This window comes from Nocardia sp. NPDC087230 (assembly GCF_044744725.1).
In the GTDB taxonomy this organism is placed as follows: domain Bacteria; phylum Actinomycetota; class Actinomycetes; order Mycobacteriales; family Mycobacteriaceae; genus Nocardia; species Nocardia canadensis.
This window is the reverse complement of sequence record NZ_JBIUYV010000011.1, coordinates 107,881-128,515: the sequence shown is the minus strand read 5'-3', so window position 1 is coordinate 128,515 and position 20,635 is coordinate 107,881. Positions and strand designations below refer to the sequence as shown.

The window sequence follows — 20,635 nt, the reverse complement described above, 5'->3', positions numbered from 1 at the left end:
TGCGGCAAGGCCCCCTGTGCGCTATATGTTGGATACGGAAGGGGAGTGAGGACTCCTCCCGTCCAGTGCACAGGGGGCCGTGGGCACAGAGCATCGGGATCGGCGATCACGCCGTCCGGTCGGCCTCCTTGCGGGTCAGGAACGCCAGTACCGCCGACTCGAATTCGTCCTTGCGCTCGATCATCGCCCAGTGCCCGCAGTTCGGGAACACGTGCAGTTCGGCGCGCGGGATCGTGCGCATCGGGATCAACGCCATATCCAGCGGGCTCACCCGGTCGTCGCGGCCCCAGGTGATCAGGGTCGGCGCCTGCACCTTGTGCAGCATCGCCCACGGCGGGGGCGCGTCCGAGGCCTCCATCGCCCGCACCATCATCGCGAACGCGGCCTTGCTGTACATCCGGCGCGCGCTGTCGAGCGTGGCCGGGTCGGTGGCCTGGGTCCAGCGCTCCTCGATGAGCTCGTCGGTGACCATGGCCGGGTCGTAGACCATCGAGTGCAGCCACTGGATCAGCCGCTCGCGGGTGGGCTCCTCGGTGAACTCCTGCAGCAGCTTGATGCCCTCGCCGGGACCCGGGCTGAACAGGTTGCGCCCGATGCCGCCGATCGTCACCAGCTTGCCGACCCGCTCCGGATGCGCGATCGCGTAGTTGAGCGCGACGCCACCGCCCATCGAGTTGCCGATGATGTCGACACTGTCCAGGCCCAGCGCATCGACGAAGCGGACCACCGCGTCGAGCGCGGTGACCATCGGATGCCCGCCGAAGTCGTCGCTCACCCCGAAGCCGGGGAATTCCAGGACCAGGCACCGGAATCGGTCGGCGAACGTGGCGAGATTGCCGCGGTAGTTGCGCCACCCGGTGACCCCGGGGCCCGACCCGTGCAGCAGCAGCAGCGGCGGACCGTCGCCGGCCTCGTGGTAGCGCAGCACGCCCGCGTCGGTGCGGATCTCGCGCAGGGTGGCCTCGTAGCTCAGCTCGGTCATGCGTGCGTGCCCCCGTCGATGCGGATCTCGGTGCCGGTGATGAACGCGCCGTCCTCGGAGACCAGCATCGCGATCACGCCGGCCACCGCGCTCGGATCGCCCATGCCCGCGCCGCCGGATTCCTGATCGGTCGGCAGGGCGGGCGACAGCTTCGAGAACAGCGCCCAATCGGCGTCGGCGGGCACGTAACCCGGTGTGGCGTCGGTGATGCCGGACTTGATGCTGCCCGGCGCGACGCACACCGCGCGCAGGCCCTTGCCGCCGTATTCGAGGGCGATGGCGTGGGTGAAGGACTGGATGCCGCCCTTGCTCGCCGCGTAGGCCGCCATGTAGGGGTGCGCGAAGGCCGCCGAGGTGGAGCTGAAGTTCACGATCGTCGCGCGCGGGTTGGCCAGTAGGGCGGGCAGTGCCTCGCGGACCACCAGGAAGGTGCCGGTGAGATTGACCCGCAGGATCAGATCCCACAGCTCGAGGGAGGTCTGCTCGGTGTGCGAGGCGCGCAGGATGCCCGCCGCGTTGACCAGCGAGTCCAGCCCACCGAGAGTCTGCACCGACGAGCGCACGCCCTCGATCACCGACTGCTCGTCCCCGATGTCGAGGGTCAGAGTGGTCAGCCGGTCCGCGGTGCCGCGTTCGGTGGCCCGCGCCAGGGTGGCCGCGAGACCGTCGGCCGACACGTCGGCGCCGACCACTCGGGCGCCCTCGTCGAGCAGCCGGAGCACGGTGGCCTGTCCGATGCCGGACGCGGCGCCGGTGACCAGTGTCCGGTGGCCGTCGAGTCTGTTCATGAGTCGTCTCTCCTAGGTGTGGGGGTCAGCCGAGCCGGCCGGGAACCGGCTCGTGCCGCAACTGATCGGTCGCCAATTCGCCCGCGCGAACCGCGTCGTCGATCGAATCGCGCAGTGCCGAGCAGGTGGGGATCCAGCTGCTCGGCTCGCCGAGAGCCGCGCGCCGGGCGAATTCCGGGCAGGCGGACTCGGCGTCGTCGAGCCACTGGACGCTGGTGTGGCTGGGGCTGAACTTCTCGGCCAGCACCTTGTTGCCGCAGCTCGCGCATTCGACGGGATGCATGATGCCCGCCTCAGCGCTCGCCCGCGGCGTGCCGCGCGCCGACGTAGCCGAACACCATCGCGGGACCGATGGTCGCGCCCGCGCCGGCGTAGTCGTTGCCCATCACGGCCGCGGAGGTGTTGCCGGCGGCGTAGAGGCCGGGGATGGGCGAGCCGTCGGCGCGCAACACCTGGGCGTCGGCGTTGTAGACCAGACCGCCCTTGGTGCCGAGGTCGCCGATGCGCACGCGCAGCGCGTAGTACGGGCCCTTGTCCATCACATCGAGCGCCGGCGTCGCCAGCGTCGGGTCACCGTAGTAGTTGTCGTAGGCGCTGTCCCCGCGACCGAAGTCGGCGTCGTGGCCCGCGCGCGCGAATCCGTTGAACCGGTCGACGGTCTCGCGCAGCGTGGTGACGGGAACACCGATCGCGGCGGCCAGGCCCTCGATGTCGGGTGCGCTCTGCACCAGACCGCTCGAGGTCCACGCGGCGGGGAACTTCTGTCCGGGCACGATGCCGCCGATGGGATAGCGGCTCTTGGCCTTCGCGTCGAAGATCAGCCAGGCCGGGTCGTGGCTGCCGCGCAGCTGGGCGTGCACGAACGTGACGTACGGCGAGGCCTCGTTGGTGAAGCGCTTTCCGGAGCTGTCGACGATGATCGAGCGCGGGATCGACCGCTCCGAGACCAGCACCTGATTGATGCCGTCGGGCCGCTGGAACGACGGCATCCACCACGCGTCGTCCATCAGATCGACCGCGGCGCCGACCCGCTCGCCCGCGACGATGCCGTCACCGGTGTTGTCGGTCGAGGCGGCGCTGAAGTTGTCGCGTCCGCCCTCGGGCAGATAGCGCTTGCGCATCGCCTGGTTGTGCTCGAAACCGCCGGTGGCCAGCAGCACTCCGGCGCGCGCCCGGATCCGGATCTCGCGGCCGTCGCGTTCGGCGACGACGCCGAGCACCGCGCCCGACTCGTCGGTGATCAGCGAGCGCAGCGGCGTGCTCAGCCACAGCGGCACGCCCGCGTCGCGCAGGGCCAGCCGCAGCCGCGCGATCAGCGCTCGGCCCAGGGTGTCCATGTGCCTGCGCAGCAGGATCGCCTTGACCGCCCGCAAGCCGGTCAGCAGCGCGGTCCAGCGCGCCTTCCAGGTGCGGGTCACCATATTGAGCTGGACGAAGTCCTTGGAGGTGATGAACAGCCCGGGCGGGGTCGCCAGCGCCGCCGGGCGCAGCAGATCCTCGTCCTCGCCGAGCTGCTTGAGGTCGACCGGCAGCGGCTCGATGGAGCGGCCCGCGGGACGACCGCCCGGCGCCTCGGGGTGATAGTCGGAATAGCCGGTGCACCACTGGAACCGCAGGTGCGGACTGGTCTCCAGGAAGGCCAGCATGCGCGGGCCCTCGTCGATGAAGGCGTCGAGGTTGCCGGTGGGCACCCGGTCGCCGACGACGGCGTCGAGGTAGGCGCGCACATCCGCGCGGGAATCGCCGAGACCCTCGCGCAGCAGCGTCGGATTGTTCGGCACCCAGATCCCGCCGCCCGAGAGCGCGGTGCTGCCGCCGTACACCGCGGCCTTCTCGATGACGAGGGTGTCGAGCCCGCGATCGGCGGCCGCGAGCGCGCCGGTCAGCCCGCCCGCGCCGCTGCCGACGACGAGGAAGCCGACTTCGTGATCCCAGTGTTGTTCGGTCGCAGTCACTCTCGCCTCACTCAGCCGACGACCATGTCGTCCTGGGACCAGAACGCGCGCATGCTGGTGATGCGGGCGTCCTCGTCGAAGGTCATGACATCGATCGGATCGAGGGTGAACTTCTGGTCGCCGAACTCGGTGACCACCCGGAAGCTGAACGCGGCGCTGTCGCCCGCGACGCGCACGCTGAACAGTTCCGTCGAGCGCCGCAGCGGCTCGATGGCCTCGTAGAACTTCGTGATCGCGGCGTGGCCGACATGCGGTTCGGAGCCGACCGGATCCTCGACCGTCGCGTCCTCGCGGTAGAGGGCGACGACGTCGGCAGCCGTACCGCTGCCGACGGCCTCCACATATTTGCGCACCGTCGCGCGAATGTCGTCCGCTGAAGCCATCGTGTTGCTCCTGAAATGTCGAGAAGTGGGGATCTGTGAACCGAACCACATCCGGTGGCCGGTGGACACGGGTCCCTCCCGGCCAGCGGGAGGGACCCGGGCGGGCCTATTCGCCCAGCATGTGCCGCACGGCGAGGTGGCTGAACAGCATGGACGCGCCGATCGGGTTGCCACCGCCGGGGTAGACCTCACCGCTGACCGCGGCCATGGTGTTGCCCGCCGCGTAGAGGCCGGGGATCGGCGCGCCGTCGCGGCCGAGCACCCGCGCCGCCGAGTCGGTGCGCAGGCCGCCCTTGGTGCCGAGGTCGGAGATGCCGAACGCCGCGGCGTGGTACGGGCCCTTGTCGATGGTCACCAGCGGCGGTTCGCCGCCGGAGAAGGCGCGGTCGTAGGCCTCGTCGCCGCGCCCGAAATCGGGGTCGACGCCGGTGGCGACCATGCCGTTGAACCGTTCCACGGTCGCCTCGAGATTCGCCGCGGGCACACCGATCTTCGCGGCCAGCTCGGCGAGGGTGTCGGCGGTGTGCCACAGGCCCGCGTCGACGTATTTCTGCGTCTCGACCATGGACACGTTGGTGGCCTTGATCGGCGGCACCTCGCCTTCGGTGTCGTCGTAGATCATCCAGAACGGCAGGGTCAGGCCGCGCTCGGTCATCTGCCGGATGACCTCGCGGCCGAGCCGGTCGTAGGGCGCCGACTCGTTGACGAATCGGTTGCCGTCCTGGTCGACGAAGATGCCACCGGTGAACCACAGCGCGAACGCCGAGCGCCCGTCCGGGTGGGTCAGGCCCGGTGACCACCACGCCTGATCCATGAGATCGGTGTCGGCGCCTGCCGCGATGCCTGCCTGGTGCGCCAAGCCCTGATTTCCCCAGGGTCCCATGGTGTCTCGCGCCTCGCCGGGCACGCCGTAGTGCTTGCGCAGCTCGTCGTTCTGCTCGAAACCGCCCGCGGCGAGCACCACGCCGCGGCGCGCGCGGATCGCGACCCGGTCGCCGTCGCGTTCGACGATCGCACCGGTCACCACACCGTCCTCGACGACCAGCTCCACCAGCGGCGACTCCAGGTAGAGCTTGGCGTGCGGGTAGGTCGACAGCGCGCGCAGCATGCGCCCGATCAGCGCCTGCCCGCCGATCAGCAGCTCCGGCAGCGCGGCGCCGAGCCGGTCGGTATCGAGCGGTCCGCGCAGCGACTCGCGCAGCTCGCCCAGCTCGGCGGCGGGCAGCGGCGTGGGCATGATGTGGCGCTGCCCGTCGAGCCTGGCCTTGGGCGCCTTACCGAAGTAGTCCGGCCACGGCAGCATCTGGAACTCGAAATGGTCGTCGGCTTCGAGGTATTCGATGAGGTCGCGACCCCGCCGCACGTAGGTCTGCTGCAGCTCGTCGGGGGTGCGGTCGCCGACGACGGCCCGGTAGTAGGTGAGCGCGTCGTCGAGGGTGTCGTCGGTGCCCGCGCGCTCCAGCACCGGGTTGCACGGGAACCAGACGCCACCGCCACCCGAATACGCCGTCGTGCCGCCGAACTTGTCGGTCGCCTCGACCACCGCGACGCTGAGCCCTTCGCGGGCGGCGGTGTAGGCGCCGGCCAGGCCACCGCCCGAGCCCGCGACCAGCACGTCCACCTCGTCGTTCCAGTCCACCACTGTTTCCTCCTGGTACCACCTCGTTGTGGCGATGACGGTAGGTCGGGTGACGGCGGTCACGGAGCGACCATCCCGATCACCGGGAGGCGATCGGGACCCGAACGTGCCGGTCAGCGGGAAGGACGTCTGCTCTCCCGGCCCGCGCGTCCTTAGCGTCGCTCGCAGAGAACCGGTCTCCATCGAAAGGTAGGCACTGTGAACCCCGAGACCCCATCGGCATCAGTGAAGGGCCCGGCCGACGTCGACGTGGTCGTCGTCGGCGCCGGCATCGCCGGCCTGTACGCACTGCACCGCTTCCGCGGCAGCGGACTGACCGTGCGGGTGTTCGAGGCAGGCGAGGGCGTGGGCGGCGTCTGGTATTGGAACCGCTACCCGGGCGCGCGGTGCGACGTGGAGAGCGTGGACTACTCGTACTCGTTCGACGACGCGCTGCAGCAGGAGTGGAACTGGAGTGAGAAGTACGCCACCCAGCCCGAGATCCTGTCCTACCTCGAACACGTCGCCGATCGCTACGACCTGCGCCGCGACATCGAATTCGGCACCCGCGTCACCGATATCGTGCTCGACGAGCGGACCCTGCGCTGGCAGGTCGACACCGACACCGGCCGGACCGTCTCGGCCCGGTTCGTCGTGCTGGCCACCGGTCCGCTGTCGAACGCGAACACCCCGGCCATCGACGGCCTCGACTCCTTCGCGGGCCGGGTGCTGCACACCTCGCACTGGCCGCACGAAGGCGTCGACCTGACCGGACAGCGGGTCGGCGTGATCGGCACCGGATCCTCCGGCATCCAGACCATCCCGTGCCTGGCCGAACAGGCCGAGCGGCTGCACGTCTTCCAGCGCACCGCCAATTACAGTGTGCCCGCGGGGAATACACCGCTGAGCGAGGCCGACCGGCAGGCGCAGAAGGCGAACTACGCCGAGCGCAGGCGGCTGTCGATGGCCAGCGGCGGCGGTTCCCCGCATCAGGCGCACCCGATGTCCGCCCTCGCGGTGAGCCCGCGGGAACTGCGCGAGGCCTACGAACAGCGCTGGGCCCTGGGCGGCGTGTTGTTCAGCAAGACCTTTCCCGATCAGCTGGTGAGCCTGGCCGCCAACGACACCGCGCGGGAGTTCTGGGAGGAGAAGGTGCGGGCCGTGATCGACGACCCGCGGGTCGCCGACCTGCTGGTTCCGCGTGATCACCCGATCGGCACCAAGCGGATCTGCACCGACACGAACTACTACCAGACCTACAACCGCGCCAATGTCGAGCTGGTGGACCTGAAGGCCACCCCGATCAGCCGCATCGACGCCGCGGGCGTGCACACCACCGCGGCGCACTACCCGCTCGACACCCTGGTGCTGGCCACCGGATTCGACGCGATGACCGGCTCGGTGTCGCGGATGAACATCGTCGGCCGCGGTGGCGAATCGCTCAACGAGGCCTGGCGGGAGGGACCGAAGACCTATCTGGGGCTGGGCGTGACGGGCTTCCCGAACCTGTTCAACCTGACCGGCCCCGGCAGCCCGTCGGTCCTGGCCAACATGGTGCTGCACTCGGAACTGCACGTCGACTGGGTGGCCGAGGCCATCGGTTACCTCGACAGCAGGGGAGCGGTGGGGCTCGAGGCCAGGCCGGACGCGGTGGCCGAGTGGGTCCGCGAATGCGCGAGCAGGGCCGCGGGAACGCTGATGACCCAGGCGAATTCGTGGTACCTGGGCGCCAACATCGAGGGCAGGCCGCGGGTGTTCATGCCCTTCGTCGGTGGCTTCGGGGTCTACGGCGAGATCATCGCCGAGGTCGCGGCCGCGGGATACAAGGGTTTCGACGTCCTCGAGGCGTGAGACACGACGGCGGGGTGGTCCGGATCGGACCACCCCGCCGTCGTCGGTCAGGCCGCGAACCCGCCGAACCCGCCGCGGTAGTACAGCAGCGGCTTACCACCTTCGGTGGCCCGCAGATCGACGATCCGGGCCAGCACCACCGTGTGATCGCCCGCGTCGTGCTCGAGCTCGACGCTGACCTCGATGTGGGCCAGCGCCCCGGCCAGCGCGGGCGCGCCGTTGCCCGCCCGGTCCCAGTCGACGCCGGCGAACTTGTCGGCGCCGCTGACCGCGAACCGGCGGCACAGCTCGCTCTGCTCCTCGGCCAGGATGTTGATGCACAGGGCGCCCGCGGCGCGCAGCAGCGGCCAGCTGGTGGAACTCTTGGCCGGGCAGAACGACACGTACGGCGGGTCCAGCGACACCGACACCACCGACTGGCAGGTGAAGCCGAGCGGCCGCGTCCCGTCGTGAGCAGCGATCACCGCGACGCCGGTCGCGAAATGACCGAGCACTCTGCGCAGGTCGGCGGGGGCAGGGATACCTGCGTCGACGACGACGTTGTCTGCATTCATAGGGGTCCTCCCGAACGGAATTCGTTGCCCCCACGATCCGTGGTGAGCGGGGACCGGCTCAAGACGTTCTCCCGGTCAGCGGTTGTCGGCGGGCAAAAGGTGGTACCCGCGGTTGCTAACATGCACCGATGGCGACTCCCGACCCCGATCCCGGCGTGCCCAACCTGCCGCCGACCAGCTGGGCGGTTCTCGCCATGCTCTCCTACGAGGAAGAGGTCTCCGGCTACGACCTGAAGAAGTGGGCCGACTGGAGCCTGCGCTACTTCTACTGGACGCCGTCCTACAGCCAGATCTACGCCGAGCTGAAGAAGCTCGAGCAGCACGGTTTCGCGAGCTCCCGGCTCGACCACGACAACGCCATGCGCGGCAAGCGGCTCTATCGGATCACCGACGCGGGCCGGGCAGCGGTGACGCTGTGGTGGAACAAGGCGCCGGTCGATCCGTCGGTGCTCAAACACCATGTGCTGGTGCGGGTCATGTTCGGTCACCTCGGCTCGCCGGATCGGCTCAAGCAGATCCTGCGCGACCACATCGACGACGTCGACCAGCTCGAGCAGCGGGCCGCGATCGACGCCGAGGCCGCCAAATCCGAACCGGGCTGGGCCTATTCGCAGATCGTGCTGCAGTGGGCGCAGCGCCACTACGCGGCCGAGCGGGAACTGGCCCAGCAACTGATCGACGACATCGACAACGCGGCCACGATCCTGGCCGGTGCCGAACACGACGATCGCGCCGACTACCCCCACCCGACCCCGGGCCGCTGGCGCGAGATCGAGCAGCGGGTCCGCGAGGAAGAGGGCCTGCAGCACGACCCGGCGGAGTAGGTGTGGGGGCGCTCGCGGCCCCACGACCGATTACTTCGCGGTCAGCCGCTGGGACCGCGTGATCATCGACGACCCGCTGACCGGGTCGCCGATGATCGTGCCGCGGCCGCGTGAGGCGTTCAGCGCGTGCCCAGTGCCTCGCGCACCATCGCCCAGATCTCGGCGCGGGCGGCGGTGGTCGCGGCCAGCGACGGGATGGTGAGAAAGCCGTGGAACAGGCCGTCGTAGCGGCGGTGCCGCACCGCGACGCCGTCGTCGGCGAGCCGGCGCGCGTAGGCGTCGCCCGCCGAGCAGGGCGGGTCGAGTTCGGCGGTGATCACGATCGCGGGCGGCAGGCCGGCCAGCGAGGCGGCCCTGGTCGGCACCAGGCGGACGTCGTCGGTGCCGTGCGGGGCGTACTGCCGCCAGTACCAGCGCATCGCGCTCGTCGTGTTGTAGTGGCCGGTGCCGAAGCGCCGATAGGACTCGGTCTCGAAGTCGTCGTCGATCACCGGGTACAACAGGATCTGCGCCGCGACCGCGGGGCCGGCGCCGTCGCGGACCGCGATGGCCACGGTCGCGGCGAGATTGCCGCCCGCGCTGTCGCCGGCCAGCGCGATCCGCGCCGGGTCGCCGCCGAACGCGCCCGCGTGCTCGGCCACCCAGCGCAGCGCGGCGAGGACGTCCTCGTGCGCGGCGGGTCCCCGGTGCTCGGGCGCGAGCCGGTAGTCGACCGCGACCACGATCGCGCCGACGCCCTCGGCCATCGATCGGCAGAACTCGTCGTGACTGTCGAGATCGCAGAACACGAAGCCGCCGCCGTGGGCGAATACGATCACCGGCAGCGGTGATTCGTCGCGGTGTGGTCGATAGACGCGCAGAGTCAGGTCGCCGCCGGGGCCCGCGATGACGATATCGCGCGCCTCGCGCATGTCGGGCAGGTACTTCAGCGGCGCGCGCCTGCCGAGGATGGCGGCGCGCACCTCGGCGGCCTGCATCGTGGCGATGTCGGGGAAACCGGCGTCGAGCGCGGCGAGCATCGCGGCCACTTCGGGGTCCGGCACCGCACCCGGTCCGGTGGTGGGATAGACGCGGACAGTCACTGACCCTCCTGGAGATTCTCGCGACGCGGTCCGACGGTCGAACCGGTCGTCGGCCCACCGTAGAGCCGGGCCGCGGCGGTGCGGACCCCGTTCTCCCGCTGGGCGGAAACCCCTGGTCGACGTGCCACGCGAGGTGCCTACCGTCGGCCCATGAACACCACGAAGGTCTACGTGACCGACACCGTTGTGACGAAACCCGGGCGGGCCAGGGACTTCGTCGACGCCTATCTGCGTGAGTACGCGCCGGGGGCCCGCGAGCGAGGGATGACGCTGGAGCGGATCGTGGTGAGTCCACCGATCTGGTTTCCCGACGAGTCCAACACCGTCACCGCGACCTGGGTGCTCGACGGCGCCGAGGGGTGGTGGGCGATGACCTGGCAGGGGCGCTCCGATCCGGCGGTGCGGCGGTGGTGGTCCGGCGTGGACGACCTGGTCGCGCAGCGCACGCGCTGCACCGGCGCCGAGGTGTCCGATGTCGAGCGGCTCGCCGATGTTTGAGGTCGTTCGGCTGGTGCATTGTGCGGCGGCGGGCGGTCCGGCGGCGGATCGGCTCAGGACCGAGCTGGGTGCGGCGGTGTCCGGGATGGCCCGCCGGGTGCTGGTCCAGCCCACGCTGCCGGGGGTTCGCAACGGCGGTGACGTGCTGGCGCACCTGCGCTTCGACGGGGCGGCGGAGTGGCGGGCCTGCGCGGGTGCGGTCGACGCGGTGCTGGCCGATCCCGGCATCACACATGTCGACGGCGCCGAGTACGACGGCGGCATCGGCGGTTTCGCCGAGCCTCGCGCGCCCGGCTCGGTGTACCGGGTGCTGCTGTTGCGGGTCGCGCCGCAGACCCCGGACGCGACGGTGGAGCGCTTCGAGGCGGACCTGCTGCGGATGCCGCGCTATATCCCGACGATGCTGTCCTGGCGGTTGAGCCGGGTGCGTCGCGGCATCGGGTCCGTGCCGTGGACCCATGTCTGGGAGCAGGAGTTCACCGATCTGGACGGACTCGACGGCCCGTATCTGATGCACCCGGTGCACTGGGCGCACGTCGACCGTTGGTTCGATCCGGAGTGCCCCGACGTGATCGTGCGCGACCGCGTCTGCCACAGCTTCTGCGAGAACGACCCCGCCTGACCCCGGCCGCCGCCCGCTCCCGCCGGGCGGCGTACCGCGCGATCACGCGTAGCGGGGCGCGCGGTGGTCGGTGGCGACCCGGGCCGCGGGGCCGACGCCCAGCGGGCGCGGATGCTGCTGCAGGGTGGGACGGACCCGCACCCGGCCGTCGTCGACGTGGCGCCAGATGTTGAGCGCCGTCGTGCGCACCGGCGCGCTGAGCCGATGGTCGAACACCATCCGGTCGATCGGCCCGCACACCGACACCGCGGCCACCGCGGACTCACCGAGATCGCCGATCGGGGCGGCGATGCAGCCGAAGCCGGCCAGTGATTCCTCGCGCTCGACCGCGACCCCGTGCGCGCGCACCTTGTGCAGTTCGAGATCGAGCTGGGCGCGGGTGGTCAGCGAGTACTTGGTGCGCGCCGTGGCCTGACCGGTGACGACCTCGGCCAGCCGGTGCTCGTCGGAGTAGGCCAGGATCGCCTTGCCGACCGCCGTACAGTGCGCGGGCCGCCTGCCGCCGACCCGCGTCGGCACCGCGGCGGCCAGATCGCCGCCCACCTTGTCCAGGTACACGACGTCGGGACCGTCCAGCACGGCCAGGTGCACGACGAACCCGGTGACCCGGTGCAGCTCGTGCAGGAACGGCATCGCCGCGCGATGCAGCCGGTCCTGGTGCACGGCCAGCGAGCCGAGCTCCATCAGCCGGATCCCGAGCTCGTAATCGCGCCCTTCGCGGCGGAGCCAGCGCAGTTGCACCAGCCGTTCCAGCATGCGATGCGCCGAGGACCGGGGTAGCCCGGTCCGCCGGACGATCTGGGCGAGCGTGAGCCTGCCCGGGCCGTCGAAGGCGTCGAGCAGCAGGGACGCGCGATCGAGGATCGCACTGGGGGTGGTGGCCTCGGCCTGGATGACCATGGAGCGCTCCATTTCGGATCTACGAGCTGATGCCCAGTCGCATATTTCGATTAGGCATATACCTATTGATACCATCCTCTGTGTCCGTTGTCACATGAATCCTCGAACTGTGTGCAACGACGACGGCCCCCGTATCGAGCGGAGAGCTCGGTACGGGGGCCGTCGAAGGGCTGCGCGCGACTACATGGCCGCGAGCGGCTCGCTGCCGGACCAGTCGTGGCCCCAGTAGCTGTCGGCGGTGATTTCCTCGGCGGTGTAATAGGTCTCGTCGACCCGCATCCCCTCGGTGCCGAACTCCACGTCCCAGCCGCCGGGCGCGCGCACGTAGAAGGACACCATCTTGTCGTTGGTGTGCCTGCCCAGCGTCGAGGACACCGAGAAGCCGTCCTTGGTGACGCGGTCCAACGCCTGGCCGACCGCATCGAGGGTGTCGACCTCCACCATGATGTGCACCAGGCCGGGGGCGCCACCGTGCGGCGCGGGGCACAGCGCGAGGCTGTGGTGGCGCTCGTTGACGCCGAGGAAGCGCACCCGCATCGGCCCGAACTCCGGCGGCGCCGGGATCCGGAACGCGCCGCGCGGCAGGAAGCCGAGCACGTCGGTGTAGAAGCCGAACGCGCCGTTGGGGTCCATGGTCGGCAGGACGACATGGCCCAGGCCCTGCGCGCCGGTGACGAACTTCGCGCCGAACGGCGTCACCACCGGGCTGTGGTCGAGCACCGCGCCGTGGAAGACCTCGAGCGTCGCGCCGGTCGGGTCCTGGAAGGTGATGACCTCCTCGACCCGGCGCGCGTCGGCCTCCTCGACCGAGAGCGGCTTGACGGCGATGCCCGCCGCGGTGACCGCTTCCTGCACCCGGACCAGGGCCGCGTGGTCGCGCACTTCCCAGCCGATGGTCACCACCGCGTCGCTGTCGCCGGGCACCACCGTGATGCGCGCCGCCCGCTCGTCCATCCGCAGGTACAGCGCGTTCTCGTCGGGTCCGCTGCCCTGCGCGAAGCCGAGCACGTCGAACGCGAAGGTGCGCCACCGGTCCATGTCGGCGGTCTGGATCTTGACGTAGCCGAGGCCTTTGATGTCTGTCATTTCCGTTGTCCTTCGTGGTGTTTCGGGTCAGATCATCGAGCGCAGGTGGTCCGCGGGCTCGAGACCGAGGGAGCTGACGGCCGAGGCGTGGTAGACGGTGCTCGGCACATGGATGGCGTGGGCGAGGCCCACGTGCGCGTCGCGCCAGTAGCGCTGCAGCGGCTTGTCGGTCCGCATCGCGTTGCCGCCGGAGCGCGCGAAGATCTGGTCCACGGCCGAGACCGCGCGCCAGGCCGCGCGGACCTGGGTGCGCCGGACCGCGGCCCGCTCGGCGAAGCTGATCTCCTTGCCCGCGTCGACGGCGTCGAAGATCTTGTCGGCGTTGGCCAGCAGTTCCTGGCGCGCGGCGTTGATGTCGGCGGCGGCCTCGCCGATGGCGAACAGTACGTACGGATCGTCCTTGACCGCGGTGCCCTGCGCGCCGACCCGGTCGCGCTGGTAGTCCAGGTGCGCGGCCAGCGCGCCCTCGGCGATGCCGACCACCGCGGAGCTGATGCCCAGCGGGAACATCGTCGACCACGGCATCTTGTACAGCGTCTCGGTGACCCCGTACTCCTTCTGCGCGGTGCCGTCGATGACATGGTCGCCGTTCATCACCCGGTAGTCGGGCACGAACGCGTCCTTGACGATGATGTCCTTCGACCCGGTGCCCTTGAGGCCCACCACATTCCAGGAGTCCTCGACGATCTGGTAGTCCTGGCGCGGCAGGATCATGTGCAGCATCGTCGGCGGCAGGGCCATCGAGCCGTCCGGGTTGCCGAGCATGGCGCCCAGGAAGATCCAGTCGCAGTGATCGGTGCCGGAGCTGAACTGCCAGCGGCCGTTGAAGATATAGCCGCCGTCGACGGGTCGGGCGATACCGGTCGGCGCGTAGGGCGAGGCCATCCAGGTGTCGTGGTCGTCGGCCCACACCTCGTCCTGCACCTTCGGATCGGCGAAGGCCAGCTGCCACGGGTGCACGCCGACGATGCCGGCGATCCAGCCGCTGGCCGGATCGAGCGCGGCCGTGGCCATCACCGTCTCGGCGAACTCGCGCGGATGCGCCTCGTAGCCGCTGTACTTCTTCGGCTGCAGCAGGCGGATCGGGCCCGCCGTCTTGAGCAGCTGGGCCGTGGCATCGGGCAGCTGCCCGAGCCGCTCGGCCTCCGGGGCCTGATCGCGCAGCTGGTCGGCGATCGCGGCGATGTTGTCGAGAACCTTGGTCATCGCAGGTGGTGCTTTCTGTTCGGGGTGGGAGAAGTCAGGACATGGTGTCGACGATGGCGCCGCGGGCGATGTTGTCGGCCACCTCGGCTTCCCAGCTCGTCACCGCGCGGTCGGTATCGATCTCGAACTCGAAGCGCTTGGTCATATCGTCGGTGACGTCCTCGACGTCGACGTAGAACTGCTTGTACCAGCGGCGCAGCTGGTAGACCGGCCCGTCCTCCTCCGAGAGCAGCGGGTTGTCGATCGGGGCCTTGTTCTTCCAGATCGCCACGTCCTGCTCGAAGCCGACGGCCACGCCCGCGGCGAACTGCTCGGCCATCGCGGTGGCGTCGGCGTCGGACATGCCCTCGGGCTTCTTGACCATCGCGCCGTACTGCAGCACGAAGGAGTTCTCGTCGACGGGATAGTGGCAGTTGATCAGGACGGTCTCGATCGTCATGCCCTGTGCCTCGCTCCAGAGCCAGTCGATCATGTAGGACGGGCCGAAGTACGAGGCGTCCGAGCGCAGGGTCGAGTTCGGATCGTCGTAGTTGGTGCCGACGGTGATGTCGTGGCGCGGGGTCGAGCGCATGTACTGGGTGGCGACGTGGCCGTCGAAGACGTTCTTGAAGTAGCGCGGGAACGAGTAGTGCACGTAGAAGAAGTGCGCCATATCGACGACGTTGTCGACGATCTCACGGCAGTGCGAGCCCTCGATCAGGATCGAATTCCAGGTGAAATCGGTCCATTCCGGCGTGCCGTAGCCCTCGATCTCGGGAATGGTCACCTCGTCGGTGGGCTTGCTGCCCTGCGGGTCGTTCCAGACGAAGAGCTGGCCGTTGCGCTCGAGGGTCGGCCAGGAGCGGGTCTTGGCCAGCGGGGGCACGCGGCGCGCGTAGGGGATCGCGGTGCACTTGCCGTTGCCGCCCCAGCGCCAGTCGTGGAACGGGCAGGCGATCGAGTCGCCCTTGACGGTGCCGTGCGCCAGGTTGCCACCCATGTGGCGGCAGAAACCGTCGAGCACGTGCAGCGCGCCGTCGGATTCGGACTGGAACACCACCAGGGTGGTGCCGAACGCCTTCACCTCGTGCGGCTTGCCGTCGCGGAACGACGAGAGCAGGCCGAGGCAGTGCCAGCCGCGCGCGAAGCGGGTCGGTGCGGCAGCGGCCTCGATCTGTCGGTAGTCGGCGGTGGCGTCCAGTGATCGGCCGTTCGGCGGGTTCTCCGGCATCGAAACCTCCATGTATCGGACGGAGTGGGATGAGCTGCGCCGATGGTCGCGCCGCCGAGGGGGGTCCGCGCCGGTGGGTTCCCGGTCAGCGGACATGTTTTCGCGGTGTGCGCCCGGCGTCCCGATCAGCGGGAGAGGAACCGGTCACAAGCGTGCGGGCCGCCCTACGGTGACGGCATCCGCCGGACGAGAGGAATGACCATGGGTACCGTCGCGATGGTTCTGGAGACCGCCGACATCCGGATGTTCGCCGAGGCGGCGCGCTCCCACAATCCGGCCTACCGGCTCGCCGAGCGGCCCGTGGTCCCGCCGACCTTCCTGCCCGCCGACGGCTTCGGCACCCCGGGCGGCCGGGCGGAGACCGATCATCGATTCTTCGGCCCGCCGCCGCGCGCGGGCGACCAGCTGACCGCGATCCGCGCCGGGGCGCCCGGCGCCCCGGCGGTGAGCGCCGCCGAGTCGCTGACCCGCTACTTCGACCGCACCGGCGGACTCGTCGCCGAGTCCTGGGCGGCGGCCGAACCCGCACTGGGCGAAGCGGTGTCGCCACAGGCCACCGCGCTGCTGGCCACCTACGCCACCGATTGGCTCGGCGCGGAGCACATCCGCCGGTTCCGCACCAGGGTGCTGCGCGCGTTGCCCTCGGGCGAAGTCATGACCTGCGCGGGCCACATCACGCAGAGTTACGTGCAGGACGGCGAAGCGCGCGTCGACGTCACCCTGTCCGGGACCGATGCCGCGGGCGAGGTCGTCGTCCGCGCGTGGGCGACCTTCGCCCGCGACTGACCATGCCGACCAGGAGCACCATGACCGACACCGCCCCCGACCTCGCCGCCCGGATCACCCGGCTGGAGGCGATCGAAGCGATCACCGCCCTCAAGCACCGTTACTTCCGCGCCTGCGACGCCAAGGACCCGGCCGGCTTCCGCGACTGCTTTGTCGCCGCGGGCGCCGAACTCGACTACGGCAGCCTGGGCGCCCACGACGCCGACGGCATGGCCGCCGTCTTCACCTCGATCGCGCTGCGCCGGGTGGACGGCAAGCCGGTCGTCCTCGACATGCACCACGGCGTGCACCCCGACATCACCGTGCACGACGACACCACCGCGAGCGGCCGCTGGACGCTGCGCTTCCGCCAGCTGAACCTGCTCGCGCGCACCGAGACGGTGGCCACCGGCGAATACGCCGACGAGTACCGCGTCGAGGACGGGCAGTGGAAGATCGCGCGCTGCACGTTCACCCAGCTCTGGTCGCTCACGCGTCCGCTGAGCGAGGACGCTCAGGTGGAAAACCTCTGATTCCGCACCGCGCGGGGGCTCACGATGGTGAGGTGTTCATAGTGCACAACGACGTTCGGAGGTAGGACATGACGCGACGATACGAGGGCAAGGTCGTCTTCATCACCGGTGCGGCCCGCGGTCAGGGCCGGGCCGAGGCGATTCGCTTCGCCGAGGAGGGCGCCGACATCATCGCCATCGACGCGTGCGCGGATTTCGCCAGCACCAGCTACCCGGGTGCCACCGAGGACGACCTGGCCGAGACCGTGCGGCTGGTCGAAGCGGCGGGCGGCAAGATCGCCGCGAGCAAGGCCGACGTGCGGGATTTCGCGGGTCTGTCGGCGGCGCTGGCGGGCGGGATCGAGCAGTTCGGCCGGCTCGACGTCGTCGTGGCCAATGCCGGCATCTGTTCGGCGGCGATGTCCTGGGAGATCACCGCCGAGCAGTGGCAGGAGACGGTCGACGTCAACCTGACCGGCGTCTTCCACACCGCCAAGGCCGCGATTCCCTACCTGATCGAGCAGGGCGAGGGTGGCGCGATGGTGTTCACCAGCTCGGTCGCCGGTCTCAAGGGCATTCCGTTCACGGCTCACTACGTGGCCACCAAACATGCCATCACCGGGCTGGCCAAGACGATGGCCAACGAGCTGGGCCAGCACCGGATCCGGGTCAACACCGTGCATCCGGCGGGTGTCGCGACCGGCATGCAGATGGCGGAGATGGGTCCGCTGTTCGAGCAGCACGCGGCCACGCTCGCGCCCATCTTCATGAACGCCCTGCCGACCTATATCACCGAGGCCTCCGACATCGCGGCCGCCGTCGCGTGGCTGTGCTCGGACGAGGCTTCGCAGGTCACCGGCGCGCAGATCCCGGTGGACATGGGCAACCTCAACCGCTGAACCTCCGCTGGATTGGTATTTTTATACCGACACCGCTAGGGTTGGTATGAAAATACCAATGGAGGCGTGATGGTGGAGTTGAAGACGCCCGCGGAGATCGAGCGGATGCGGGTGACCGGCGCGTTCGTCGCCGACGTGCTGGCCGGCGTGCACGCGAAGGCCGCCGTCGGGGTGAACCTGCTCGAGCTCGAAGAGTATGTGCGGGAACGGATTCGCGAGCGTGGCGCGGTGTCGTGCTACTGGGACTACGCCCCCTCGTTCGGTCGTGGACCGTTCCGCAACACCGTGTGCCTGGCGGTCAACGACGCGGTGCTGCACGGACTTCCGCACGATTACGTGCTGCGCGACGGTGACGTGCTCACCGCCGACCTGGCCGTCACCATCGACGGCTGGGCCGCCGACTCGGCCGTGACCACCATCGTCGGCACGCCGGCCCCGGCCGATCAGCGGCTGGTGCGGGCCACCGAGGAGGCTCTCGCCGCCGGGATCGCCGCCGCGCGGCCGGGCAACCACCTCGGTGACATCTCCGCGGCCGTCTCGGCGGTCGCGCGCGCGTACGGCTACCCGGTCAACACCGAATTCGGTGGGCACGGCATCGGCCGGACCATGCACGAGGATCCGCACGTGTCCAACACGGGACGGGCGGGGCGCGGGTTCCGGCTGCGTCCCGGGCTCACGATCGCCATCGAACCCTGGTTCGCGGCGAGCACCGCGACGGTCGTCACCGACGCCGACGGGTGGACGATCCGTTCCGCCGACGGGTCCCGGTGCGCGCACAGCGAGCACACGATCGCCGTCACGGCCGACGGGCCGAGCGTCCTGACGCTGCGTGATTGAGCGAAAAATCCGCGCCGGTCAGGCGGATTCGGCGACCTGCTCGGTGCGGTAGACCTCGGCGAGCTCGGTCAGCGGGAGCGTCAGCGCCTCGGCCAAGCCGACGACGGTGCCGAAGGCGGGCGAGGGCAGCCGGCCGGATTCGATCTTGCGCAGGGTCTCGGGCGAGATGCCCGCGGCGCGCGCCACCTCGGCGAGATCGCGCTCACCCCGCGCCGACCGCAGACGGCGGCCGAGGCGACGGCCTGCTTCGACTTGGGCCGGGCTGAGGGGAAGACGCACCATGGCTCCGAGGGTAGGTGGGGTATTTCTATACCGCAAGCCGCGGACGGGCCGGTGATCACCTGGATCACCGGCCCGTCCGTCGCGGGGCTCAGTGCGCGGTGCCGCCGGTGGCCGGCGTGCGACCGTGCCGCATGACCACGGCCAGGACCAGGGCGACGGCCGCCGCGGCGCCGCAGACCCAGAAGCCCAGCTCGTATCCGCGATCACCGAACACGTCCGGAATCGGCGCGGGCGGCTGCGCCTGTCCGCCCACGCTGACCAGCGCGGTCATTCCGTTGGCATGCAGGAACGCGGTGACGATGGCCAGGCCGACGGCGACGCCCATCGACTGCATGACGCCGAGCATGCCCAGGCTGATGCCCTGCTGCTCCTGCGGCACCGCCTCCACCATGAGAATCGGCATGGCCGCGTAGTAGAAGCCGAACCCGATGCTGAACACCGCGTTCACGAGCAGGAACACCGTGCTGGTGTGCGGCAGGACGGCGAAGGCCACGGCCGAACAGACGAAGATCACCAGCGCGACGACCAGCGGCAGCCGAGCGCCCACGCGCCGCGCGATGACGCCGGCGAGCGCACCGCAGACCATGGTGACCACGGCGCCCAGCAGGGCGATACGCAGCGCGAACTCGAGCAGGGTGTAACCGCTGCCGTAGGTGTAGCCCGGGTCCAGCGTCACCTGGACCGCCTCGGCGGGCAGCGGCTGACCGGTCATGGCCTGCACCTTGGCGAGAATGCCCTGCTGCGCGCCCGCCGCGACGGTCGCCTCGTCGGGCGTCTGGGACATGTAGGCGATGGCGTAGGAGACGACGCCGATCTGCAGCGAGGCGAACAGCGCGCCGGCTAGCACCAGCGCGACGCGCGGGTGGAACAGCAGTTGCATGTCCATGATCGGTTGCGCCACCCGGGTTTCCACCAGGACGAACAGCAGCAGCAACACGACGCCGGTGATCACCCAGGCCAGCGTGGTCGGCCGCGCCCAGCCCCAGTCGTGGCCCTTGTCGAGGTAGATCAGGATCAGCGCGGCACCACCGGCGAGCAGCAGCGCGCCCACGTAGTCGATCCGTTCCCGCACGCGCAGCTTGGATTCCGGGACGATGAAGTACACCAGCGGCAGCATCACCAGGGTGAACCCGGCCAGGCACCAGAAGATCGCGCGCCAGCTGTAGTTGTCGACCAGGAAGCCGCCGAGCAGCGGTCCGGCGATGGCGGAGACGCCGAGGCCGGTCGCGGTCACGCCGAGGCCGAGCGGAACGTACTTGCGCGGCATCAGGTCCCGGATCAGGCCGTAGGCGATGACCGCCGTCGCGATCGCGGTGGCCTGCAGGCATCGGCCGAGCAGGAAGATGCCCCAGTTCGAGGTCGTCGCGTCGAGTACGCAGCCGATCATGAACAGCAGGCCGCAGATGAGGAACATCCGCTTCTTGCCCCACACGTCGCTCATCTTGCCGATGAGCGGTGAGGCGGCGGCGCCGATCAGGCCGAAAACGATGATGGCCCAGTTGATGTTCGCGCCGACGCCGGGAAAGGTCGGGGCGATCTTCTGTAGCGCCGCCGACACGATCGTGTACTGCATCGGCGCGATCTCGGTGAACAGCACGATCACCGCGAGGACGGTGAAGATGCGGGCACGGGACGCGCCGTCCAGACGGCCGGTGTCGTTGTCCGGGTCGGTCGCGACAGGACTCGACGGCTTCGGATCTTCAGGAATGGTGGACATGCCACGCTCCGTTGTTCGGGAATTACTTCGAGAGGGAGTGGAGCGCCGCCGATCGAGTGTGACG

22 protein-coding genes are annotated in these 20,635 nt (G+C 69.9%); 8 read left to right on the top strand and 14 right to left on the bottom strand.

What is annotated here, in order from left to right; all coding sequences use genetic code 11:
- Positions 1 to 106: 106 nt before the first annotated feature.
- The 6 genes from ACIO52_RS28295 to ACIO52_RS28270 form a co-directional block, all read right to left on the bottom strand.
- Positions 107 to 982 (bottom strand): alpha/beta fold hydrolase, encoded by an 876-nt coding sequence (locus tag ACIO52_RS28295; RefSeq protein ID WP_342801935.1) that lies wholly within the window; start codon positions 980 to 982, stop codon positions 107 to 109.
- Positions 979 to 1,770, bottom strand: a complete 792-nt coding sequence (locus ACIO52_RS28290; protein WP_342801936.1) for an SDR family NAD(P)-dependent oxidoreductase — start codon at positions 1,768 to 1,770, stop codon at positions 979 to 981. Before ACIO52_RS28290 ends, ACIO52_RS28295 begins: the two co-directional genes overlap by 4 nt.
- Positions 1,771 to 1,795: 25 nt before the next feature.
- Positions 1,796 to 2,053 (bottom strand): hypothetical protein, encoded by a 258-nt coding sequence (locus tag ACIO52_RS28285; protein ID WP_218722296.1) that lies wholly within the window; start codon positions 2,051 to 2,053, stop codon positions 1,796 to 1,798.
- A 10-nt stretch (positions 2,054 to 2,063) separates the two neighbouring features.
- Complete coding sequence (locus ACIO52_RS28280; protein ID WP_402648094.1) at positions 2,064 to 3,725, bottom strand: FAD-binding protein; 1,662 nt, start codon at positions 3,723 to 3,725, stop codon at positions 2,064 to 2,066.
- A gap of 11 nt (positions 3,726 to 3,736) precedes the next feature.
- Positions 3,737 to 4,108: a nuclear transport factor 2 family protein gene (locus ACIO52_RS28275; protein ID WP_218722298.1), complete on the bottom strand. Its 372-nt coding sequence runs from the start codon at positions 4,106 to 4,108 to the stop codon at positions 3,737 to 3,739.
- A gap of 106 nt (positions 4,109 to 4,214) precedes the next feature.
- Entirely contained in the window at positions 4,215 to 5,750 is a 1,536-nt protein-coding gene (locus tag ACIO52_RS28270; protein ID WP_308248716.1) for an FAD-binding protein, read from the bottom strand.
- Positions 5,751 to 5,945: 195 nt separating this feature from the next.
- Between ACIO52_RS28270 and ACIO52_RS28265 the strand changes: the two genes are divergently transcribed.
- The gene (locus ACIO52_RS28265) at positions 5,946 to 7,577 is read left to right on the top strand and encodes a flavin-containing monooxygenase (RefSeq protein WP_402648091.1); all 1,632 of its coding nucleotides are present in this window, start codon (positions 5,946 to 5,948) and stop codon (positions 7,575 to 7,577) included.
- A 47-nt stretch (positions 7,578 to 7,624) separates the two neighbouring features.
- On the opposite strand, the gene ACIO52_RS28260 is transcribed toward ACIO52_RS28265, so the two are convergent.
- Positions 7,625 to 8,131 carry a flavin reductase family protein gene (locus tag ACIO52_RS28260; protein ID WP_218722301.1) on the bottom strand — a complete coding sequence of 169 codons (507 nt, stop codon included), beginning with the start codon at positions 8,129 to 8,131 and terminating at the stop codon, positions 7,625 to 7,627.
- 128 nt (positions 8,132 to 8,259) lie between these two features.
- Here ACIO52_RS28260 and ACIO52_RS28255 point away from each other — a divergent pair, with 128 nt between their 5' ends.
- Positions 8,260 to 8,955 carry a PadR family transcriptional regulator gene (locus tag ACIO52_RS28255; RefSeq protein ID WP_218722302.1) on the top strand — a complete coding sequence of 232 codons (696 nt, stop codon included), beginning with the start codon at positions 8,260 to 8,262 and terminating at the stop codon, positions 8,953 to 8,955.
- A 119-nt stretch (positions 8,956 to 9,074) separates the two neighbouring features.
- Here the strand turns inward: ACIO52_RS28255 and ACIO52_RS28250 are convergent, their stop codons facing one another.
- The gene (locus ACIO52_RS28250; protein WP_402648087.1) at positions 9,075 to 10,037 is read right to left on the bottom strand and encodes an alpha/beta hydrolase; all 963 of its coding nucleotides are present in this window, start codon (positions 10,035 to 10,037) and stop codon (positions 9,075 to 9,077) included.
- Between the two features lie 150 nt (positions 10,038 to 10,187).
- Here ACIO52_RS28250 and ACIO52_RS28245 point away from each other — a divergent pair, with 150 nt between their 5' ends.
- The gene (locus ACIO52_RS28245) at positions 10,188 to 10,535 is read left to right on the top strand and encodes a hypothetical protein (protein WP_402648084.1); all 348 of its coding nucleotides are present in this window, start codon (positions 10,188 to 10,190) and stop codon (positions 10,533 to 10,535) included.
- The gene (locus tag ACIO52_RS28240; protein ID WP_218722304.1) at positions 10,528 to 11,157 is read left to right on the top strand and encodes a Dabb family protein; all 630 of its coding nucleotides are present in this window, start codon (positions 10,528 to 10,530) and stop codon (positions 11,155 to 11,157) included. Before ACIO52_RS28245 ends, ACIO52_RS28240 begins: the two co-directional genes overlap by 8 nt.
- 42 nt (positions 11,158 to 11,199) lie before the next feature.
- On the opposite strand, the gene ACIO52_RS28235 is transcribed toward ACIO52_RS28240, so the two are convergent.
- The 4 genes from ACIO52_RS28235 to ACIO52_RS28220 form a co-directional block, all read right to left on the bottom strand.
- Positions 11,200 to 12,057 carry an IclR family transcriptional regulator gene (locus ACIO52_RS28235; RefSeq protein WP_218722305.1) on the bottom strand — a complete coding sequence of 286 codons (858 nt, stop codon included), beginning with the start codon at positions 12,055 to 12,057 and terminating at the stop codon, positions 11,200 to 11,202.
- Between the two features lie 180 nt (positions 12,058 to 12,237).
- Positions 12,238 to 13,143 (bottom strand): biphenyl-2,3-diol 1,2-dioxygenase, encoded by a 906-nt coding sequence (gene bphC, locus ACIO52_RS28230; RefSeq protein ID WP_218722306.1) that lies wholly within the window; start codon positions 13,141 to 13,143, stop codon positions 12,238 to 12,240.
- A gap of 27 nt (positions 13,144 to 13,170) precedes the next feature.
- Positions 13,171 to 14,349 carry an acyl-CoA dehydrogenase family protein gene (locus ACIO52_RS28225; protein ID WP_402648079.1) on the bottom strand — a complete coding sequence of 393 codons (1,179 nt, stop codon included), beginning with the start codon at positions 14,347 to 14,349 and terminating at the stop codon, positions 13,171 to 13,173.
- 34 nt (positions 14,350 to 14,383) lie between these two features.
- On the bottom strand, positions 14,384 to 15,571 hold the full coding sequence (locus ACIO52_RS28220) for a Rieske 2Fe-2S domain-containing protein (RefSeq protein ID WP_305082672.1): 1,188 nt from the start codon (positions 15,569 to 15,571) through the stop codon (positions 14,384 to 14,386).
- 189 nt (positions 15,572 to 15,760) lie between these two features.
- Between ACIO52_RS28220 and ACIO52_RS28215 the strand changes: the two genes are divergently transcribed.
- The 4 genes from ACIO52_RS28215 (at position 15,761) to map (ending at position 18,572) form a co-directional block, all read left to right on the top strand.
- Positions 15,761 to 16,345, top strand: coding sequence for a hypothetical protein (locus tag ACIO52_RS28215; RefSeq protein WP_402648076.1), 585 nt, complete (start codon positions 15,761 to 15,763; stop codon positions 16,343 to 16,345).
- Positions 16,346 to 16,365: 20 nt separating this feature from the next.
- Entirely contained in the window at positions 16,366 to 16,857 is a 492-nt protein-coding gene (locus tag ACIO52_RS28210) for a nuclear transport factor 2 family protein (protein ID WP_316575133.1), read from the top strand.
- Between the two features lie 68 nt (positions 16,858 to 16,925).
- Positions 16,926 to 17,735, top strand: a complete 810-nt coding sequence (locus ACIO52_RS28205; RefSeq protein WP_218722311.1) for a mycofactocin-coupled SDR family oxidoreductase — start codon at positions 16,926 to 16,928, stop codon at positions 17,733 to 17,735.
- A gap of 69 nt (positions 17,736 to 17,804) precedes the next feature.
- Positions 17,805 to 18,572, top strand: coding sequence for a type I methionyl aminopeptidase (gene map / locus ACIO52_RS28200; protein ID WP_316575131.1), 768 nt, complete (start codon positions 17,805 to 17,807; stop codon positions 18,570 to 18,572).
- Positions 18,573 to 18,590: 18 nt separating this feature from the next.
- On the opposite strand, the gene ACIO52_RS28195 is transcribed toward map, so the two are convergent.
- Complete coding sequence (locus ACIO52_RS28195; RefSeq protein ID WP_218722313.1) at positions 18,591 to 18,854, bottom strand: helix-turn-helix transcriptional regulator; 264 nt, start codon at positions 18,852 to 18,854, stop codon at positions 18,591 to 18,593.
- An 88-nt stretch (positions 18,855 to 18,942) separates the two neighbouring features.
- Positions 18,943 to 20,571 (bottom strand): MFS transporter, encoded by a 1,629-nt coding sequence (locus ACIO52_RS28190; RefSeq protein WP_218722314.1) that lies wholly within the window; start codon positions 20,569 to 20,571, stop codon positions 18,943 to 18,945.
- Between the last annotated feature and the right edge of the window lie 64 nt (positions 20,572 to 20,635).